Below are 17,096 nucleotides of genomic sequence, written 5' to 3' on the forward strand. Positions count from 1 at the left end.
GAACGGCCACACCAGGCCCTGAAATACAAAACGCCCGATGATGTTCATCAGGCGTTTTACAGACAAAAAACTGTCAACCTATATCAGGACTAGTCAATACGCCGTCAGGCGCAAACGCTATTCGACCGAAAACTGGAAAACGTTTCGCATTTTTTGCTGCGTCTTACATTTATCAGGTAAAAAACCTGGAATCCGCGCCGTATAGCACAAAATCCCCTCCAGACAATGGCGTCCTGAACCTGCACACTTTCCCGCACAGGGAGGTGTCTATGAAGATAACGACGGTCAGCGTATGCGTAGTATGCGGCATACTTCCGCTCATGATATTGCCAGTATTACCTGACACGTGGATTCTCGCGGTGCTGTTTTGTCTGGCATGTTTGCTTTGCCTCATACCCCATCACTATGCGCGCTACGCGGCATTAACATTGCTCTTTTTCATGTGGGGGATATTTGCCGCCAGGCAGGCCATTTGGGCGGGAAACGTCCTGCCCGCCGCGACGCAGGAGGCGACAGTCGTCATTACTGCCACCGATCATATGACCACTCATTATGGGCGAATCACCCATTTGCGTGGAAAGCCGCTCTTTCCTGCTGTAGGGATTGTCCTGCATGGCCAGTACTTACCCACGGAAGTGTGTGCCGGGCAACAGTGGGCGATGACGCTGAAGGTCAGAGCGGTACACGGGCAGCTTAACGAAGGCGGTTTTGATAGCCAACGTTACGCGCTGGCGCAGCACCAACCGTTGACCGGGCGTTTTCTACAGGCTAAAGCGATTAACCCTGAGTGTAGCTTGCGTGGGCGCTATCTTGCTTCGCTTCGCGCTACGCTTGCGCCTTATCCGTGGCAGCAGGTTATTCTGGCGTTGGGAATGGGGGAGCGGGGAGCGGTGTCGCAGGAGGTGAAGGCCGTTATGCGCGATACGGGAACGGCCCATTTGATGGCGATTTCCGGCCTGCATATCGCTTTTGCTGCGTTATTGGCTGCCGGATTAATCCGTAGCGGACAATTCTTTTTGCCGGTCAGATGGATTCGTTGGCAGACGCCATTGCTGGGCGGCATTCTTTGCGCGATATGTTATGCCTGGCTTACCGGCTTACAACCGCCTGCGCTGCGCACGGTGGCGGCACTGAGCGTCTGGGGAGGATTAAAATTAAGCGGACGACAGTGGAGCGGCTGGCAAGTCTGGTGCTGCTGTCTGGCCGCGATTATTTTCGCCGATCCTGTGGCGGTTATATCACAAAGTCTTTGGCTGTCAGCATTTGCGGTTGCCGGCCTGTTATTCTGGTATCAGTGGTTTCCTGCGCCAAACGGAAATTTTCCACGGGGCTTACGCTGGTTGCTTAACCTGCTTCACCTACAGGCAGGCATTACACTTCTGCTTTTGCCTCTCCAGGTGGCGCTTTTTCATGGCATAAGCGTTACCGCAATGCTGGCGAATCTTTTTGCCGTACCCTGGGTCACATTTGTGACGGTTCCACTCATCCTGGCGGGAATGATTCTGCATTTAACCGGGCCGTTTTTTCTTGAAGAGTGGGTATGGTACCTGACCGATCGCGCGTTAGCCGCGCTATTTTACCTGTTGAATGCTTTACCGCAGGGCTGGGTGAATATTGATAACCGTTGGCAGTGGCTGACGTTTTTGCCCTGGCTAATGCTTATCGCGTGGCGATTAAACGTCTGGCGTACCTGGCCGGCGGTCTGTTTATGCGGGTTATTGTTGATGAGCTGGCCACTCTGGCGGCCGATAAACGCCAGCGGATGGCAGGTGCATATGCTGGATGTCGGTCAGGGGCTGGCGATAGCGATCGTCAGGGGCGATAAAGTAATACTCTATGATACCGGTCGGGCATGGCCGGAGGGCGACAGCGGGCAACAGGTTATTATTCCCTGGTTGCGCTGGCATAATCTGACGCCGGAGGGCGTTATTTTGAGTCATGAGCATCTGGATCATCGGGGCGGGCTGCGTTCGCTACAGCAGGTCTGGCCGTCAATGTGGATTCGCAGCCCGTTAGGCTGGCAGGGACATTTGCCCTGTTTTCGCGGCGAGCAGTGGCAATGGCAGGGGCTAACGTTTCAGGCGCACTGGCCGTTACGCGAAAGTGCCGATCGAGGAAATAACCGTTCCTGTGTGGTCAAAGTGGATGACGGCGTACATAGCATCCTGCTCACGGGCGATATTGAAGCGGGCGCTGAACAAAAAATGCTAAGTCGTTACTGGCGACATCTTGCGGCGACGTTTATCCAGGTGCCGCATCATGGTAGTAATACGTCGTCGTCGCTACCATTTATTCAGCGCGTACATGGTGAAGCGGCGCTGGCGTCCGCATCGCGCTATAACGCATGGCGGCTGCCGTCCCGCAAGGTAAAACAGCGCTACCGACAGCAGGCGTATCAGTGGTTTGATACACCCCACCAGGGGCAAATTTCGCTGCTGTTTTCTCCGCAGGGCTGGCGCATACAAGGCTTACGGGATCAAATTTTACCTCGCTGGTATCATCAGTGGTTTGGCGTGTCCGAGGATAACGGGTAGAATATGCGGCTATTTCAACAAATGCTGGTTTTTTGAATGCATAACGATAAAGATCTCTCTACGTGGCAGACCTTCCGCCGACTGTGGCCAACCATAGCGCCTTTTAAAGCAGGTCTGATCGTGGCGGGCATAGCGTTAATTCTCAACGCAGCCAGCGATACCTTCATGCTATCGCTCCTCAAGCCATTACTGGATGATGGTTTCGGTAAAACGGATCGCTCAGTGTTGCTGTGGATGCCGCTGGTGGTTATTGGGCTGATGATATTACGAGGCATCACTAGCTATATCTCCAGCTACTGTATTTCATGGGTGTCAGGCAAGGTGGTAATGACCATGCGCCGTCGCCTGTTTGGCCATATGATGGGAATGCCCGTCGCCTTCTTTGATAAACAGTCTACCGGTACGCTGCTGTCGCGTATTACTTACGATTCAGAACAGGTTGCTTCTTCTTCATCTGGCGCGCTGATTACCGTGGTGCGTGAAGGGGCATCGATCATCGGATTGTTTATCATGATGTTCTATTACAGCTGGCAGCTGTCGATCATCCTGGTTGTTTTAGCGCCGATTGTGTCGATTGCGATTCGCGTTGTCTCAAAGCGGTTCCGCAGCATCAGTAAAAATATGCAGAACACGATGGGACAAGTGACTACCAGCGCTGAACAAATGCTGAAAGGACACAAAGAGGTACTGATTTTTGGCGGTCAGGAAGTCGAAACTAAACGCTTTGATAAAGTCAGCAATAAGATGCGACTGCAAGGCATGAAAATGGTCTCTGCCTCGTCAATTTCCGATCCTATCATTCAGCTCATTGCCTCGCTGGCGCTGGCGTTTGTCCTCTATGCTGCGAGCTTCCCAAGCGTAATGGATAGCCTGACGGCAGGGACCATCACCGTGGTGTTCTCCTCCATGATCGCGCTGATGCGTCCATTAAAATCGCTGACAAACGTTAACGCGCAGTTCCAGCGTGGGATGGCGGCTTGTCAGACGTTGTTTGCGATTCTGGACAGCGAACAGGAGAAAGATGAAGGTAAACGTGTCATTGACCGCGCGACCGGCGATCTCGAATTCCGCAATGTGACGTTTACTTACCCGGGCCGTGAAGTGCCGGCATTGCGTAACATCAATTTGAAAATTCCTGCCGGGAAAACAGTGGCGCTGGTGGGGCGTTCCGGATCGGGTAAATCAACTATCGCCAGTCTGATCACCCGTTTCTACGATATTGATGAAGGACACATCCTGATGGATGGTCACGATCTACGCGAATACACTCTGGCCTCTCTACGTAATCAGGTGGCGCTGGTTTCGCAAAACGTGCATCTGTTTAACGACACGGTCGCCAATAACATTGCTTATGCCCGGACGGAAGAATACAGCCGCGAGCAGATTGAAGAGGCGGCGCGCATGGCCTATGCCATGGACTTTATCAACAAGATGGATAATGGCCTGGATACCATCATCGGCGAAAACGGCGTACTGCTTTCCGGCGGTCAACGCCAGCGTATCGCGATCGCCCGCGCCTTACTGCGCGACAGCCCGATTCTGATCCTTGATGAAGCTACGTCCGCGCTGGATACCGAATCTGAACGTGCGATTCAGGCAGCGTTGGATGAGCTGCAGAAAAACCGTACCTCTCTGGTGATTGCACACCGTCTCTCCACCATCGAACAGGCGGATGAGATCGTTGTGGTCGAAGACGGCATTATCGTTGAGCGCGGCACTCATAGCGAGTTGCTGGCGCAACACGGCGTTTACGCCCAGCTACATAAGATGCAATTTGGCCAATGATTGCGCGTATCTGGTCGGGTGAATCCCCGCTATGGCGGTTACTGCTGCCGCTCTCCTGGCTGTATGGCCTGGTGAGCGGGGCGATTCGTCTGAGCTATAAGCTTGGTTTTAAACGCGCCTGGCGAGCGCCGGTACCGGTGGTTGTGGTAGGGAATCTTACGGCTGGCGGTAACGGTAAAACACCCGTAGTCATTTGGCTGGTGGAAAAGCTGCAACAGCGTGGCGTGCGCGTGGGGGTCGTTTCCCGCGGCTACGGCGGGAAAGCTGCCGCTTATCCGCTGCTCCTGACGCCAGAGACGACAACCGCAGAAGCGGGAGATGAACCGGTATTGATTTATCAACGGACCGGCGCGCCTGTCGCGGTGGCGCCTGAACGCGCCGCGGCGGTGAAAGCGATTCTGGCGGCGCATAATGTGCAGATTATTATCACTGACGATGGGTTGCAGCATTACCGACTCGCGCGAGATATTGAAATTGTGGTGATTGACGGGGTGCGCCGTTTTGGCAACGGCTGGTGGCTTCCTGCCGGTCCTATGCGCGAGCGCGCCAGTCGCCTGAAAACCGTAGACGCCGCTATCGTGAATGGCGGCGTCGCCCGGGCGGGCGAAATCCCCATGCAGCTAGCGCCTGGACTGGCGGTGAACTTACGTACAGGAGCGCGTTGCGATGTGGCGCAACTGAGCAATATTGTGGCGATGGCGGGCATCGGTCATCCGCCGCGCTTTTTCGCCACGCTGGAAGCCTGTGGCGCGCATCCGCAAAAGTGCGTCCCGCTGGCCGATCATCAAACGCTCGCCCCTGCTGACGTTCAGGCGTTGGTCGGTGAAGGGCAGACCCTGGTAATGACGGAAAAAGACGCGGTGAAATGCCGTGCTTTTGCCGAAGATAACTGGTGGTTCTTACCGGTTGATGCGCGTTTGTCCGGTGAGCAGCCTGATAAGTTGCTTCAACATATCACCTCGCTGGTTCGCTAGCGTCCCCCAATGCAGCGGCAGTGATGAATTTATGGAGTCATGAATGTCATTGCCGTACCTTTCTCTTTCCCAGGCCCGTTGTCTTCACCTTGCTGCGCAGGGGCTATTGAAAAAGCCGCGCCGTAACGCGCTGCCTGGCGATGTTCTTGCCGCCATCTCACGCATGGCGTTGCTGCAAATTGATACCATCAATGTCGTCGCACGTAGCCCCTATCTGGTGCTGTTTAGCCGTCTCGGTTCGTACCCGCAGGCCTGGCTGGATGAGGCGCTGCGACGCGGCGAGTTAATGGAATACTGGGCGCATGAGGCCTGTTTCTTACCACGCCGCGACTTTAAACTTATCCGCCATCGTATGCTGTCGCCGGAAAAGATGGGCTGGAAATATCGCGCGGCATGGATGCATGAGCACGCGGAAGAAATAAAACAGCTAGTGCGGCATATTCAGGAGCACGGTCCAGTGCGTTCTGCCGATTTTGAACATGCGCGGAAAGGCGTCAGCGGCTGGTGGGAATGGAAACCACATAAACGCCACCTTGAGGGTTTATTTACCGCCGGAAAAGTCATGGTTGTTGAGCGGCGTAATTTTCAACGTGTATATGATTTAACGCCCCGTGTGATGCCGCACTGGGATGATGAACGCGATGGACTGTCACAGCCGCAGGCGGAAAGCCTGATGCTGGATAATAGCGCGCGCAGTCTGGGGATTTTCCGTGAACAGTGGCTGGCGGATTACTACCGCCTGAAACGTCCTGACCTTAAGGGATGGCGGGAGAGCCGGGCGGAACAGCAGCAGATTATTCCGGTCGAGGTGGAAACGTTGGGGCGGATGTGGCTTCATGCCGATCTTCTTTCGCAGCTGGAACCGGCGCTGAATAACGCCTTAAAGGCGACCCATAGCGCAGTGCTGTCGCCTTTCGATCCTGTGGTATGGGATCGCAAGCGGGCAGCGCAGCTTTTCGGATTTAACTATCGGCTGGAATGTTATACGCCTGCGGCGAAGCGCCAGTACGGTTATTTTGTGCTGCCGCTATTATACCAGGGCCGTTTAGTCGGGCGAATGGATGCCAAAATGCACCGTAAAACGGGGGTGCTTGAGGTTATCTCGCTGTATCTGGAGGACGATATCCGCCCTGGCGTTAATCTGCAAAAAGGAATCTGGCAGGCTATTAGCGCGTTTGCTGCTTGGCAACGGGCATCGCGCGTGACGCTGGGACAATGTCCGCCAGGCCTGTTTAGCGCCATGCGTCATGGCTGGGAAATAGACCCTGCACCCTAACCGATTATGTTAATATTGAAGGATTCACAATCCGGTCCATCTGGAGGAACTATGGATCATCGTCTGCTTGAAATCATCGCCTGCCCGGTATGTAACGGCAAACTCTGGTATAACCAGGAACAGCAAGAATTAATTTGCAAACTGGACAATCTCGCTTTCCCGTTACGCGACGGCATTCCTGTATTGCTGGAAAATGAAGCTCGCGCCCTGACATCTGATGAGAGTAAATCATGAGTTTCGTCGTCATCATTCCGGCCCGTTTTTCATCTACCCGACTGCCAGGCAAACCATTAGTGGATATTAATGGTAAGCCCATGATTGTTCATGTCCTGGAGCGGGCGCGCGAATCTGGCGCGGAACGCATTATTGTCGCGACCGATCATGAAGACGTGGCTCGTGCGGTAGAAGCGGCTGGCGGCGAAGTGTGCATGACGCGCGCTGATCACCAGTCCGGCACCGAACGGTTGGCGGAAGTGGTAGAGAAGTGCGGATTCAGCGACGATACCGTTATTGTGAACGTTCAGGGCGATGAGCCGATGATCCCGGCGGTTATTATTCGCCAGGTCGCGGAAAATCTGGCGCAGCGCCAGGTTGGCATGGCGACGCTGGCGGTGCCGATTCACAGCGCCGAAGAAGCGTTTAACCCGAATGCGGTAAAAGTCGTGCTGGATGCTGAAGGCTATGCGCTTTACTTTTCCCGGGCGACGATTCCCTGGGATCGCGATCGCTTTGCAAAAAGTCTGGAAACGGTAGGGGATACTTGCCTTCGTCACCTGGGCATTTATGGCTATCGCGCGGGATTTATCCGCCGTTACGTGAGCTGGCAACCCAGCCCGCTGGAACATATTGAAATGCTGGAGCAACTTCGTGTGCTGTGGTACGGCGAAAAAATTCATGTCGCCGTCGCCAAAGCGGTGCCCGGCACGGGCGTAGACACCGCCGACGACCTGGAGCGCGTGCGCGCTGAAATGCGTTAACATGATCCTGTTCATGATCGTCTTAGACGGTCATGAACAGCGCGGTATGGTAGCGCAAAGATGAATACTCACGTCTGCTCATCAGTGGCGGCTTTCTCGTACCGTTACGATTTTCCTCATTTTTCTTTTCTTCCCTTGATCTGATACGGGTGACATCTGTCCATACGACGCTCATTATTAAAGCAGTAGCACTAATGGGGGTAATCTGGAATGGAACAGTTGCGGGCCGAACTCAGTCATTTGTTGGGTGAAAAACTTAGCCGTATAGAGTGCGTGAATGAGAAAGCGGATTCCGCATTGTGGTCATTATATGACAGCCAGGGAAATCCGATGCCGCTGATGGCGCGAAGTTTTACCACTCCTGGCGTTGCGCAGCAACTGGCATGGAAAACCTCAATGCTGGCGCGTAGCGGTACGGTGAGGATGCCGGTAATCTATGGCGTATTGACGCATGAAGAGCATCCTGGTCCGGATGTGCTGCTACTGGAACGACTGCGCGGTGTGCCGGTCGAGGCGCCGGCGCGCACTCCGGAACGCTGGGAACAGCTAAAAGATCAGATTGTCGAAGGGCTGTTAGCCTGGCATCGGCAGGATAGCCGCGGTTGCGTTGGCGCCGTAGACCATACTCAGGAGAATATCTGGCCTTCCTGGTATCGTCAGCGGGTGGAGGTGCTGTGGACGACGCTAAATCAGTTCAGCAATACCGGTCTGACGATGCAGGACAGACGCATTCTGTTTCGTACCAGAGAATGTCTTCCTTCGTTATTTGAAGGGTTTAACGACAACTGCGTACTGGTGCATGGCAACTTCTGCCTGCGCAGTATGCTTAAAGACGCCCGTAGCGATCAGCTTCTGGCGATGGTCGGCCCCGGGCTGATGCTGTGGGCGCCGAGAGAGTTCGAACTGTTTCGCCTGATGGATAATCCATTGGCGGAGGGATTGCTTTGGCATTATCTGCAACGCGCGCCAGTGGCGGAGTCCTTCATCTGGCGGCGTTGGCTCTATGTGCTGTGGGACGAGGTTGCGCAATTGGTCAATACCGGACGTTTTAACCGTACCAATTTTGATCTGGCGGCGAAATCATTACTCCCCTGGCTTGCCTGATATGCCTTTCAGCCATTGCCAAAGTCGCCCTAATGTTTCATACCCAGCGCGATCGCTGTGCATCAGCCAGACCGGGGACGGAATTGCCCGCTCCCAAGGATTGAGCGGCGAATCGATCGCCAACTGATTCGCCGGCGCGGGAAGCGGATTCAGCCCGGCATGCTGAAAGAAAATCATCGCACGCGGCAAATGCGAGGCGGAGGTTACCAACAGGAAAGGGGCGTCGCCGATGGCCTGCTTAACGGCGACGGCTTCTTCTTCCGTATCTTTTGGCTTATCCAGCGTAATAATATCGCTACGCGGTACGCCCAGCGACTGCGCCACCCGCGCACCGACTTCCGCCGTGCTTACCGTATTGGTTTTTGCTACGCCGCCGGTAAAAATCAGCTTTGCTCCCGGATTCGCGCGCCACAGCCGGATGCCTTCCGCCAGCCGCGGTAAGCTGTTGTTAATTAAATTAGAGCTCGGCGCCCACTGCGGGTTCCAGGTATAGCCGCCGCCGAGAACCACAATATATTCCACCTTTTGCGGACCCTGCCAGGTAGGGTAGCGGTTTTCTATCGGACGCAGCAGATGGTCAGAAACGGGTTGCAGGCTTAATAGCAATAGCGCCAGCCAACCTACGCTGATAAATACTTTTCCGGTTTTCTGAAAGCGGCTAAACCAGAGCAGCGCCAGGCCGACGCCAATGATCAGCAACATCAGCGGAAGCGGCAATAACATACCGCCAATCACTTTCTTTAGCGTAAAAAGCATCCTTTTTGGTTCCTTTTTTAACCATATAGCGGAGGATTAACGGTGATATTACACCAGACAGGTTCATTCTGGCCGCGGCTGTGACAAAATAGCGGTTTTATCAGATAACGCCTGAGCCAGCCTGTGGAGAGTCCGATGCAGGATCGCAATTTTGATGACATTGCTGAAAAGTTTTCCCGTAACATTTACGGCACGACCAAAGGGCAACTGCGGCAAGCCATTCTGTGGCAAGACCTGGATCGCGTGCTGGAGGAGATTGGCGGGCGAAAACTGCGGGTGCTGGATGCCGGCGGCGGCGAAGGGCAAACGGCGATTAAGATGGCGGAACGCGGCCATCAGGTGACGTTATGCGATCTGTCTGGCGAAATGATCGCCCGCGCGCGGCAGGCGGCCGAGGCAAAAGGTGTGAGCAAAGACATGCATTTTATACAATGCCCGGCTCAGGACGTCGCTTCGCATTTGGAAAGCCCGGTTGATCTGATATTGTTTCATGCTGTGCTGGAGTGGGTAGCCGATCCTGTCGGCGTATTAGAAACGCTCTGGTCAGTATTGCGCCCTGGCGGCGCGCTGTCGTTGATGTTCTATAACGCTAACGGTTTGCTGATGCACAATATGGTGGCGGGTAATTTTGACTACGTGCAGGCGGGGATGCCTAAACGCAAGAAGCGCACGCTGTCGCCTGACTACCCGCGCGACCCCGCGCAGGTGTACCAGTGGCTGGAGGCGATTGGCTGGCAGATTACCGGTAAAACCGGCGTGCGTGTGTTTCATGATTATCTGCGTGAAAAACACCAGCAGCGTGACTGTTATGAGACCCTGGTCGAACTGGAAACGCGTTATTGCCGCCAGGAGCCGTATATTAGCCTTGGGCGCTACATTCATGTCACCGCGATTAAAAGCCCGGCGCTAGCCGCAGATGCAAGGATAACCTATGAGTGAATTTTCCCAGACAGTCCCCGAACTGGTTGCCTGGGCCAGAAAAAACGACTTTTCCATCTCGCTGCCGGTAGACAGACTTTCCTTTCTGCTGGCGGTCGCCACGTTGAACGGCGAACGCCTTGACGGCGAGATGAGTGAAGGCGAGCTGGTGGATGCATTCCGCCATGTGAGTGATGCGTTTGAGCAAACCAGCGAAACCATCGGCGTGCGCGCGAACAACGCGATTAACGATATGGTGCGTCAACGTCTGCTGAACCGCTTTACCAGCGAGCAGGCGGAAGGCAATGCGATTTACCGATTAACCCCGCTCGGGATTGGCATCACCGATTACTACATTCGTCAACGCGAATTCTCTACGCTGCGTCTTTCTATGCAGTTGTCGATTGTGGCCGGCGAATTGAAGCGCGCGGCGGATGCGGCAGCGGAGGGGGGCGATGAGTTCCACTGGCATCGCAATGTTTACGCGCCATTGAAATATTCGGTGGCGGAGATTTTCGACAGTATCGATCTCACCCAGCGCATTATGGATGAACAGCAGCAGCAGGTGAAAGACGATATCGCACAACTGCTGAATAAAGACTGGCGGGCGGCGATTTCCAGCTGTGAACTGCTGCTTTCCGAAACGTCCGGTACGCTGCGCGAGTTGCAGGATACGCTGGAGGCGGCGGGCGATAAGCTGCAGGCTAACCTGCTGCGCATTCAGGATGCCACGATGACGCACGACGATCTGCATTTTGTCGACAGGCTGGTGTTTGACTTACAAAGTAAACTCGACCGCATTATCAGTTGGGGTCAACAGTCTATTGATTTATGGATCGGTTACGATCGTCACGTGCATAAATTTATCCGTACCGCGATCGATATGGATAAAAACCGTGTCTTCGCCCAGCGGTTGCGCCAGTCCGTGCAGACTTATTTTGACGATCCGTGGGCGCTAACCTACGCGAATGCCGATCGTCTGCTGGATATGCGCGATGAAGAGATGGCGTTGCGTGACGATGAAGTCACCGGGGAGTTGCCGCCGGATCTGGAATATGAAGAGTTTAACGAGATCCGCGAGCAGTTAGCGGCCATCATTGAAGAACAGCTGGCTATCTACAAAACCAGACAAACGCCACTGGATCTTGGGCTGGTGGTGCGCGAGTATCTGGCGCAATACCCGCGCGCGCGTCATTTCGACGTGGCGCGTATTGTTATCGATCAAGCGGTACGTCTTGGCGTAGCGCAAGCAGATTTCACCGGACTGCCAGCCAAATGGCAGCCGATTAATGATTACGGAGCCAAGGTACAGGCGCATGTCATTGACAAATATTGAACAAGTGATGCCGGTTAAGCTGGCGCAGGCGCTGGCGAATCCGTTATTTCCGGCGCTGGATAGCGCATTACGTTCGGGCCGCCACATTGGGCTGGACGAACTGGATAATCATGCCTTTCTGATGGATTTTCAGGAATACCTGGAAGAGTTTTACGCGCGTTATAACGTGGAGCTGATTCGCGCGCCGGAGGGGTTCTTCTACCTGCGTCCGCGTTCTACCACGCTTATCCCGCGCTCGGTGTTATCCGAACTGGATATGATGGTCGGTAAAATTCTCTGCTACCTCTATCTTAGCCCGGAGCGTCTGGCCAACGAAGGGATCTTTACTCAGCAAGAGTTGTACGACGAGCTGCTTACCCTTGCGGACGAAGCCAAACTGCTAAAGCTGGTGAATAACCGCTCGACGGGATCTGACGTTGATCGTCAGAAACTGCAGGAAAAGGTGCGTTCTTCTTTAAACCGCCTGCGTCGTTTGGGCATGGTATGGTTTATGGGCCACGACAGCAGCAAATTCCGCATTACCGAATCGGTCTTCCGCTTTGGCGCGGATGTCCGCGCCGGCGACGATCCTCGCGAGGCGCAGCGTCGTCTCATCCGCGACGGGGAAGCGATGCCCATTGAAAACCATCTGCAACTTAATGATGAGACCGAAGAGAGTCAGCCGGACAGTGGAGAGGAAGAATAATGATTGAACGCGGTAAATTTCGCTCGCTAACGCTGATTAACTGGAACGGTTTTTTTGCCCGCACTTTTGACCTGGATGAACTGGTCACGACGTTATCCGGGGGCAACGGCGCCGGGAAATCCACGACGATGGCGGCGTTCGTCACGGCGCTGATCCCGGATCTCACATTACTGCACTTTCGTAACACCACGGAAGCCGGCGCCACCAGCGGTTCGCGCGATAAAGGTTTGCACGGTAAGCTGAAGGCGGGCGTCTGTTACTCCATGCTCGACACCATTAATTCCCGCCATCAGCGGGTGGTGGTCGGCGTGCGTCTGCAGCAGGTCGCTGGGCGCGATCGCAAAGTGGACATCAAACCGTTCGCTATCCAGGGGCTGCCGATGTCGGTACAGCCGACACAACTGGTGACGGAGACATTAAACGAACGTCAGGCGCGCGTACTGTCGCTTGCTGAGCTGAAAGACAAGCTTGACGAGATGGAAGGCGTGCAGTTTAAGCAGTTTAACTCCATCACCGATTATCATTCGCTGATGTTTGACTTAGGGATTATCGCCCGTCGTCTGCGCTCCGCTTCCGATCGTAGTAAATTCTATCGTTTGATAGAGGCCTCGCTGTACGGCGGGATCTCCAGCGCCATTACCCGGTCGCTACGCGATTATTTATTGCCGGAAAACAGCGGCGTGCGCAAGGCGTTCCAGGATATGGAAGCGGCGCTGCGCGAGAACCGACTCACGCTGGAAGCGATTCGTGTTACCCAATCCGATCGCGATCTGTTTAAGCATTTGATCAGCGAAGCCACCGATTATGTGGCGGCGGATTATATGCGCCACGCCAATGAGCGTCGGGTTCACCTTGATCAGGCGTTGGCGTTTCGACGCGAACTGTACACATCGCGCAAACAACTGGCGGCGGAGCAGTACAAGCACGTCGATATGGCCCGTGAGTTGGGCGAACATAACGGCGCCGAAGGTTCTCTTGAAGCGGATTACCAGGCGGCGAGCGATCACCTGAATCTGGTGCAAACCGCGCTGCGCCAGCAGGAAAAAATTGAACGCTACGAAGCGGATCTTGAAGAGCTGCAGATTCGACTCGAAGAGCAAAATGAAGTGGTGGCGGAAGCCGCCGAAATGCAGGACGAAAATGAAGCGCGTGCCGAAGCCGCCGAGCTGGAAGTCGATGAACTCAAAAGCCAGCTTGCGGATTACCAGCAGGCGCTGGATGTACAGCAAACGCGCGCGATTCAGTATAACCAGGCGATATCAGCGCTCGCCCGCGCTAAAGAACTTTGCCATCTGCCTGATCTAACGCCGGAAAGCGCCGCCGAATGGCTGGATACTTTCCAGGCAAAAGAGCAGGAAGCTACGGAAAAACTGCTGTCGTTGGAACAAAAAATGAGCGTGGCGCAAACCGCGCACAGCCAGTTTGAGCAGGCTTACCAGCTGGTGGCGGCGATCAACGGCCCGCTGGCGCGTAGCGAAGCCTGGGACGTGGCGCGCGAGCTGTTACGGGACGGCGTGAACCAGCGTCATCTGGCGGAACAGGTACAGCCGCTGCGGATGCGCCTGAGCGAACTGGAACAGCGGCTGCGCGAGCAGCAAGAGGCGGAACGTCTGCTGGCGGAGTTCTGTAAGCGACAGGGCAAAAATTTTGATATTGACGAACTGGAAGCGCTGCATCAGGAGCTGGAAGCCCGCATCGCGTCCTTGTCTGATAGCGTGTCGTCAGCCAGCGAACAGCGTATGGCCTTGCGTCAGGAGCAGGAGCAGCTTCAGTCGCGTATTCAACATCTGATGCGGCGTGCGCCCGTCTGGCTGGCGGCGCAAAACAGTCTGAACCAGCTTAGCGAACAGTGCGGCGAGGAGTTTACGTCCAGCCAGGAAGTGACCGAATTCCTGCAACAGCTACTGGAGCGTGAGCGCGAAGCCATTGTCGAACGCGACGAAGTGGGCGCGCGTAAAAATGCGGTTGATGAAGAGATCGAACGTTTAAGCCAGCCGGGCGGCGCGGAAGATCAGCGTTTGAATGCGCTGGCGGAGCGTTTTGGCGGGGTACTGCTGTCGGAAATCTACGATGATGTCAGTCTTGAAGATGCGCCGTACTTTTCCGCACTGTATGGCCCGTCGCGCCATGCGATCGTCGTACCGGATTTATCGCAAATAGCCGAACAGCTTGAAGGTCTGACCGATTGTCCGGAAGATCTGTACCTGATCGAGGGCGATCCGCAGTCTTTTGATGACAGCGTATTCAGCGTTGACGAGCTGGAAAAAGCGGTGGTCGTGAAAATTGCCGACCGCCAGTGGCGTTATTCGCGTTTCCCGTCGCTGCCTATTTTTGGCCGTGCGGCGCGCGAGAACCGTATTGAAAGTCTCCATGCGGAACGGGAAGTGCTTTCCGAGCGCTTTGCCACGCTCTCGTTTGACGTGCAGAAAACCCAGCGTTTGCACCAGGCGTTCAGCCGTTTTATCGGTAGCCACCTTTCCGTTGCCTTTGAGGACGATCCGGAAGCGGAAATTCGCCGACTGAACGGGCGTCGCGTCGAGCTGGAGCGCGCGCTGGCGACGCATGAAAACGACAACCAGCAGCAGCGCCTTCAGTTTGAGCAGGCGAAAGAGGGCGTTTCCGCGCTTAACCGTTTGCTGCCGCGGCTGAATTTATTGGCCGATGAAACGCTGGCCGATCGGGTCGATGAAATTCAGGAGCGGTTGGATGAGGCTCAAGAAGCGGCGCGATTTGTGCAGCAATATGGCAACCAGTTAGCCAAACTGGAGCCGGTGGTTTCCGTTCTGCAAAGCGATCCGGAACAGTTTGAGCAGTTAAAAGAAGACTATGCATGGTCGCAGCAAATGCAGCGCGACGCGCGCCAGCAGGCTTTTGCTCTGGCTGAAGTCGTCGAACGTCGGGCGCATTTCAGCTATTCCGACTCGGCGGAAATGCTGAGCGGCAACAGCGATCTCAACGAAAAGCTGCGCCAGCGGCTGGAGCAGGCGGAAGCCGAGCGTACCCGCGCCCGCGAAGCGCTGCGCAGCCATGCCGCGCAGTTAAGTCAGTACAGCCAGGTCCTGGCCTCGCTAAAAAGCTCTTACGACACGAAAAAAGAGCTGCTTAACGATTTGCAGCGCGAATTACAGGATATTGGCGTTCGCGCCGACAGCGGGGCGGAAGAGCGTGCCCGCCAGCGTCGCGATGAACTGCACGCCCAGTTGAGCAATAACCGTTCGCGTCGCAATCAGCTTGAGAAAGCGCTCACCTTCTGCGAAGCGGAGATGGAGAACCTGACCCGTAAGCTGCGCAAGCTGGAGCGCGATTATCATGAAATGCGCGAGCAGGTTGTGACCGCGAAAGCCGGCTGGTGCGCAGTCATGCGGATGGTGAAAGACAATGGCGTGGAACGCCGTCTGCACCGTCGTGAGCTGGCTTATCTGTCGGCGGATGAACTGCGCTCCATGTCGGATAAGGCGTTGGGCGCGCTGCGCCTGGCCGTCGCGGATAACGAACATCTGCGCGACGTATTGCGTCTGTCGGAAGATCCGAAACGCCCGGAACGTAAAATCCAGTTCTTTGTGGCCGTTTACCAGCATCTGCGCGAACGTATTCGTCAGGATATTATTCGTACCGACGATCCGGTTGAAGCCATTGAACAAATGGAGATTGAGCTGAGCCGTCTGACGGAAGAGCTGACATCGCGTGAGCAAAAGCTGGCGATCAGTTCCCGCAGCGTGGCAAACATCATCCGCAAGACTATCCAGCGTGAGCAGAACCGTATCCGTATGCTGAACCAGGGGTTGCAAAGCGTCTCGTTTGGCCAGGTGAATAGCGTGCGGTTAAACGTCAACGTGCGTGAAACGCATGCCACCTTGCTGGATGTGCTTTCAGAACAGCAGGAGCAGCACCAGGATCTGTTTAACAGCAATCGTCTGACCTTCTCCGAAGCGCTGGCGAAACTGTACCAGCGTCTGAATCCGCAGATCGATATGGGGCAACGCACGCCGCAGACCATCGGCGAGGAGCTGCTGGACTACCGTAACTATCTGGAAATGGAAGTTGAAGTTAACCGTGGGTCCGACGGCTGGCTGCGTGCGGAATCCGGCGCGCTATCAACGGGGGAAGCTATCGGGACCGGGATGTCAATTCTGGTGATGGTGGTGCAAAGCTGGGAAGACGAAGCGCGCAGACTGCGCGGGAAAGATATTTCGCCATGTCGCCTGCTGTTCCTCGATGAAGCGGCGCGTCTGGATGCGCGCTCTATCGCCACGCTGTTTGAACTATGTGAACGTTTGCAGATGCAGCTCATCATCGCTGCGCCGGAAAACATCAGTCCGGAGAAGGGCACGACCTATAAGCTGGTGCGTAAAGTGTTTCAGAATACTGAGCATGTTCATGTTGTCGGGCTGCGTGGCTTTGCGCCGCAGCTTCCGGAAACGCTTCCCGGTACGCAAACGGAAGATACGCCTTCAGAAGCGAGCTAAATACGGCAGAAACGATGAAGTGCCCGATGGCGCCTCGCTTATCAGGCAAGGCCGGATAAGTCGGTTACGCCGCCATCCGGTACAACAAGTTCTGCTTTATCATTAGCCTGGGGCGGCGAAAGCCGCCTTTTTCTTTATCTGAAAAATCTCTCCGGGTAGTGCATTTTCTTTAAACTTCTTTACATTAGGTTAGGCAAAAACGTAACGAACTTTATATACTGGAGTTAAGCCTGACGAGTGAGCAGGCTGACTCGTCATACTAAACAAAAGCATTGGTTGCGGTTG

The 17,096-nt window shown here is 55.0% G+C and carries 12 protein-coding genes; 11 read left to right on the forward strand and 1 reads right to left on the reverse strand.

Annotation, left to right across the window (positions count from 1 at the left end):
• Window positions 1–269: 269 nt before the first annotated feature.
• The 7 genes from ACLJR2_RS22260 to ACLJR2_RS22290 all read left to right on the forward strand — a co-directional run bounded on the left by ACLJR2_RS22260 (window position 270) and on the right by ACLJR2_RS22290 (window position 8,650).
• Window positions 270–2,534: a ComEC family protein gene (locus ACLJR2_RS22260; protein WP_000705789.1), complete on the forward strand. Its 2,265-nt coding sequence runs from the start codon at window positions 270–272 to the stop codon at window positions 2,532–2,534.
• 36 nt (window positions 2,535–2,570) lie between these two features.
• Window positions 2,571–4,319: a lipid A ABC transporter ATP-binding protein/permease MsbA gene (gene msbA, locus ACLJR2_RS22265; protein WP_000551246.1), complete on the forward strand. Its 1,749-nt coding sequence runs from the start codon at window positions 2,571–2,573 to the stop codon at window positions 4,317–4,319.
• Window positions 4,316–5,293, forward strand: a complete 978-nt coding sequence (gene lpxK / locus ACLJR2_RS22270) for a tetraacyldisaccharide 4'-kinase (protein WP_000561681.1) — start codon at window positions 4,316–4,318, stop codon at window positions 5,291–5,293. The genes msbA and lpxK overlap by 4 nt, the downstream gene beginning before the upstream one ends.
• Window positions 5,294–5,336: 43 nt before the next feature.
• Entirely contained in the window at window positions 5,337–6,569 is a 1,233-nt protein-coding gene (locus ACLJR2_RS22275; RefSeq protein WP_000056917.1) for a winged helix-turn-helix domain-containing protein, read from the forward strand.
• Window positions 6,570–6,620: 51 nt separating this feature from the next.
• Window positions 6,621–6,803 carry a protein YcaR gene (ycaR, locus tag ACLJR2_RS22280; protein ID WP_000350061.1) on the forward strand — a complete coding sequence of 61 codons (183 nt, stop codon included), beginning with the start codon at window positions 6,621–6,623 and terminating at the stop codon, window positions 6,801–6,803.
• A complete protein-coding gene (gene kdsB / locus ACLJR2_RS22285) occupies window positions 6,800–7,546 on the forward strand; it encodes a 3-deoxy-manno-octulosonate cytidylyltransferase (protein WP_000011576.1) in 747 nt (248 codons plus the stop codon). Before ycaR ends, kdsB begins: the two co-directional genes overlap by 4 nt.
• A 210-nt stretch (window positions 7,547–7,756) precedes the next feature.
• Window positions 7,757–8,650, forward strand: a complete 894-nt coding sequence (locus tag ACLJR2_RS22290; RefSeq protein WP_000436894.1) for a YcbJ family phosphotransferase — start codon at window positions 7,757–7,759, stop codon at window positions 8,648–8,650.
• On the opposite strand, the gene elyC is transcribed toward ACLJR2_RS22290, so the two are convergent.
• Complete coding sequence (gene elyC / locus ACLJR2_RS22295) at window positions 8,630–9,406, reverse strand: envelope biogenesis factor ElyC (RefSeq protein ID WP_000899551.1); 777 nt, start codon at window positions 9,404–9,406, stop codon at window positions 8,630–8,632. The genes ACLJR2_RS22290 and elyC overlap by 21 nt on opposite strands.
• Window positions 9,407–9,541: 135 nt before the next feature.
• Between elyC and cmoM the strand changes: the two genes are divergently transcribed.
• Genes cmoM through mukB form a run of 4 tightly spaced genes read left to right on the forward strand, consistent with a single transcriptional unit; the run spans window position 9,542 to window position 16,811 of the window.
• Complete coding sequence (cmoM, locus tag ACLJR2_RS22300; protein ID WP_001154025.1) at window positions 9,542–10,345, forward strand: tRNA uridine 5-oxyacetic acid(34) methyltransferase CmoM; 804 nt, start codon at window positions 9,542–9,544, stop codon at window positions 10,343–10,345.
• Window positions 10,338–11,660 carry a chromosome partition protein MukF gene (gene mukF, locus ACLJR2_RS22305; protein WP_001288828.1) on the forward strand — a complete coding sequence of 441 codons (1,323 nt, stop codon included), beginning with the start codon at window positions 10,338–10,340 and terminating at the stop codon, window positions 11,658–11,660. The genes cmoM and mukF overlap by 8 nt, the downstream gene beginning before the upstream one ends.
• Window positions 11,641–12,345 (forward strand): chromosome partition protein MukE, encoded by a 705-nt coding sequence (mukE, locus tag ACLJR2_RS22310; protein WP_000060025.1) that lies wholly within the window; start codon window positions 11,641–11,643, stop codon window positions 12,343–12,345. The genes mukF and mukE overlap by 20 nt, the downstream gene beginning before the upstream one ends.
• Window positions 12,345–16,811 (forward strand): chromosome partition protein MukB, encoded by a 4,467-nt coding sequence (mukB, locus tag ACLJR2_RS22315; protein ID WP_000572741.1) that lies wholly within the window; start codon window positions 12,345–12,347, stop codon window positions 16,809–16,811. Before mukE ends, mukB begins: the two co-directional genes overlap by 1 nt.
• Window positions 16,812–17,096 lie beyond the last annotated feature (285 nt).

It is taken from the genome of Salmonella sp. SAL03688 (assembly GCF_046551895.1).
Taxonomy (GTDB): Bacteria; Pseudomonadota; Gammaproteobacteria; order Enterobacterales; family Enterobacteriaceae; genus Salmonella; species Salmonella enterica.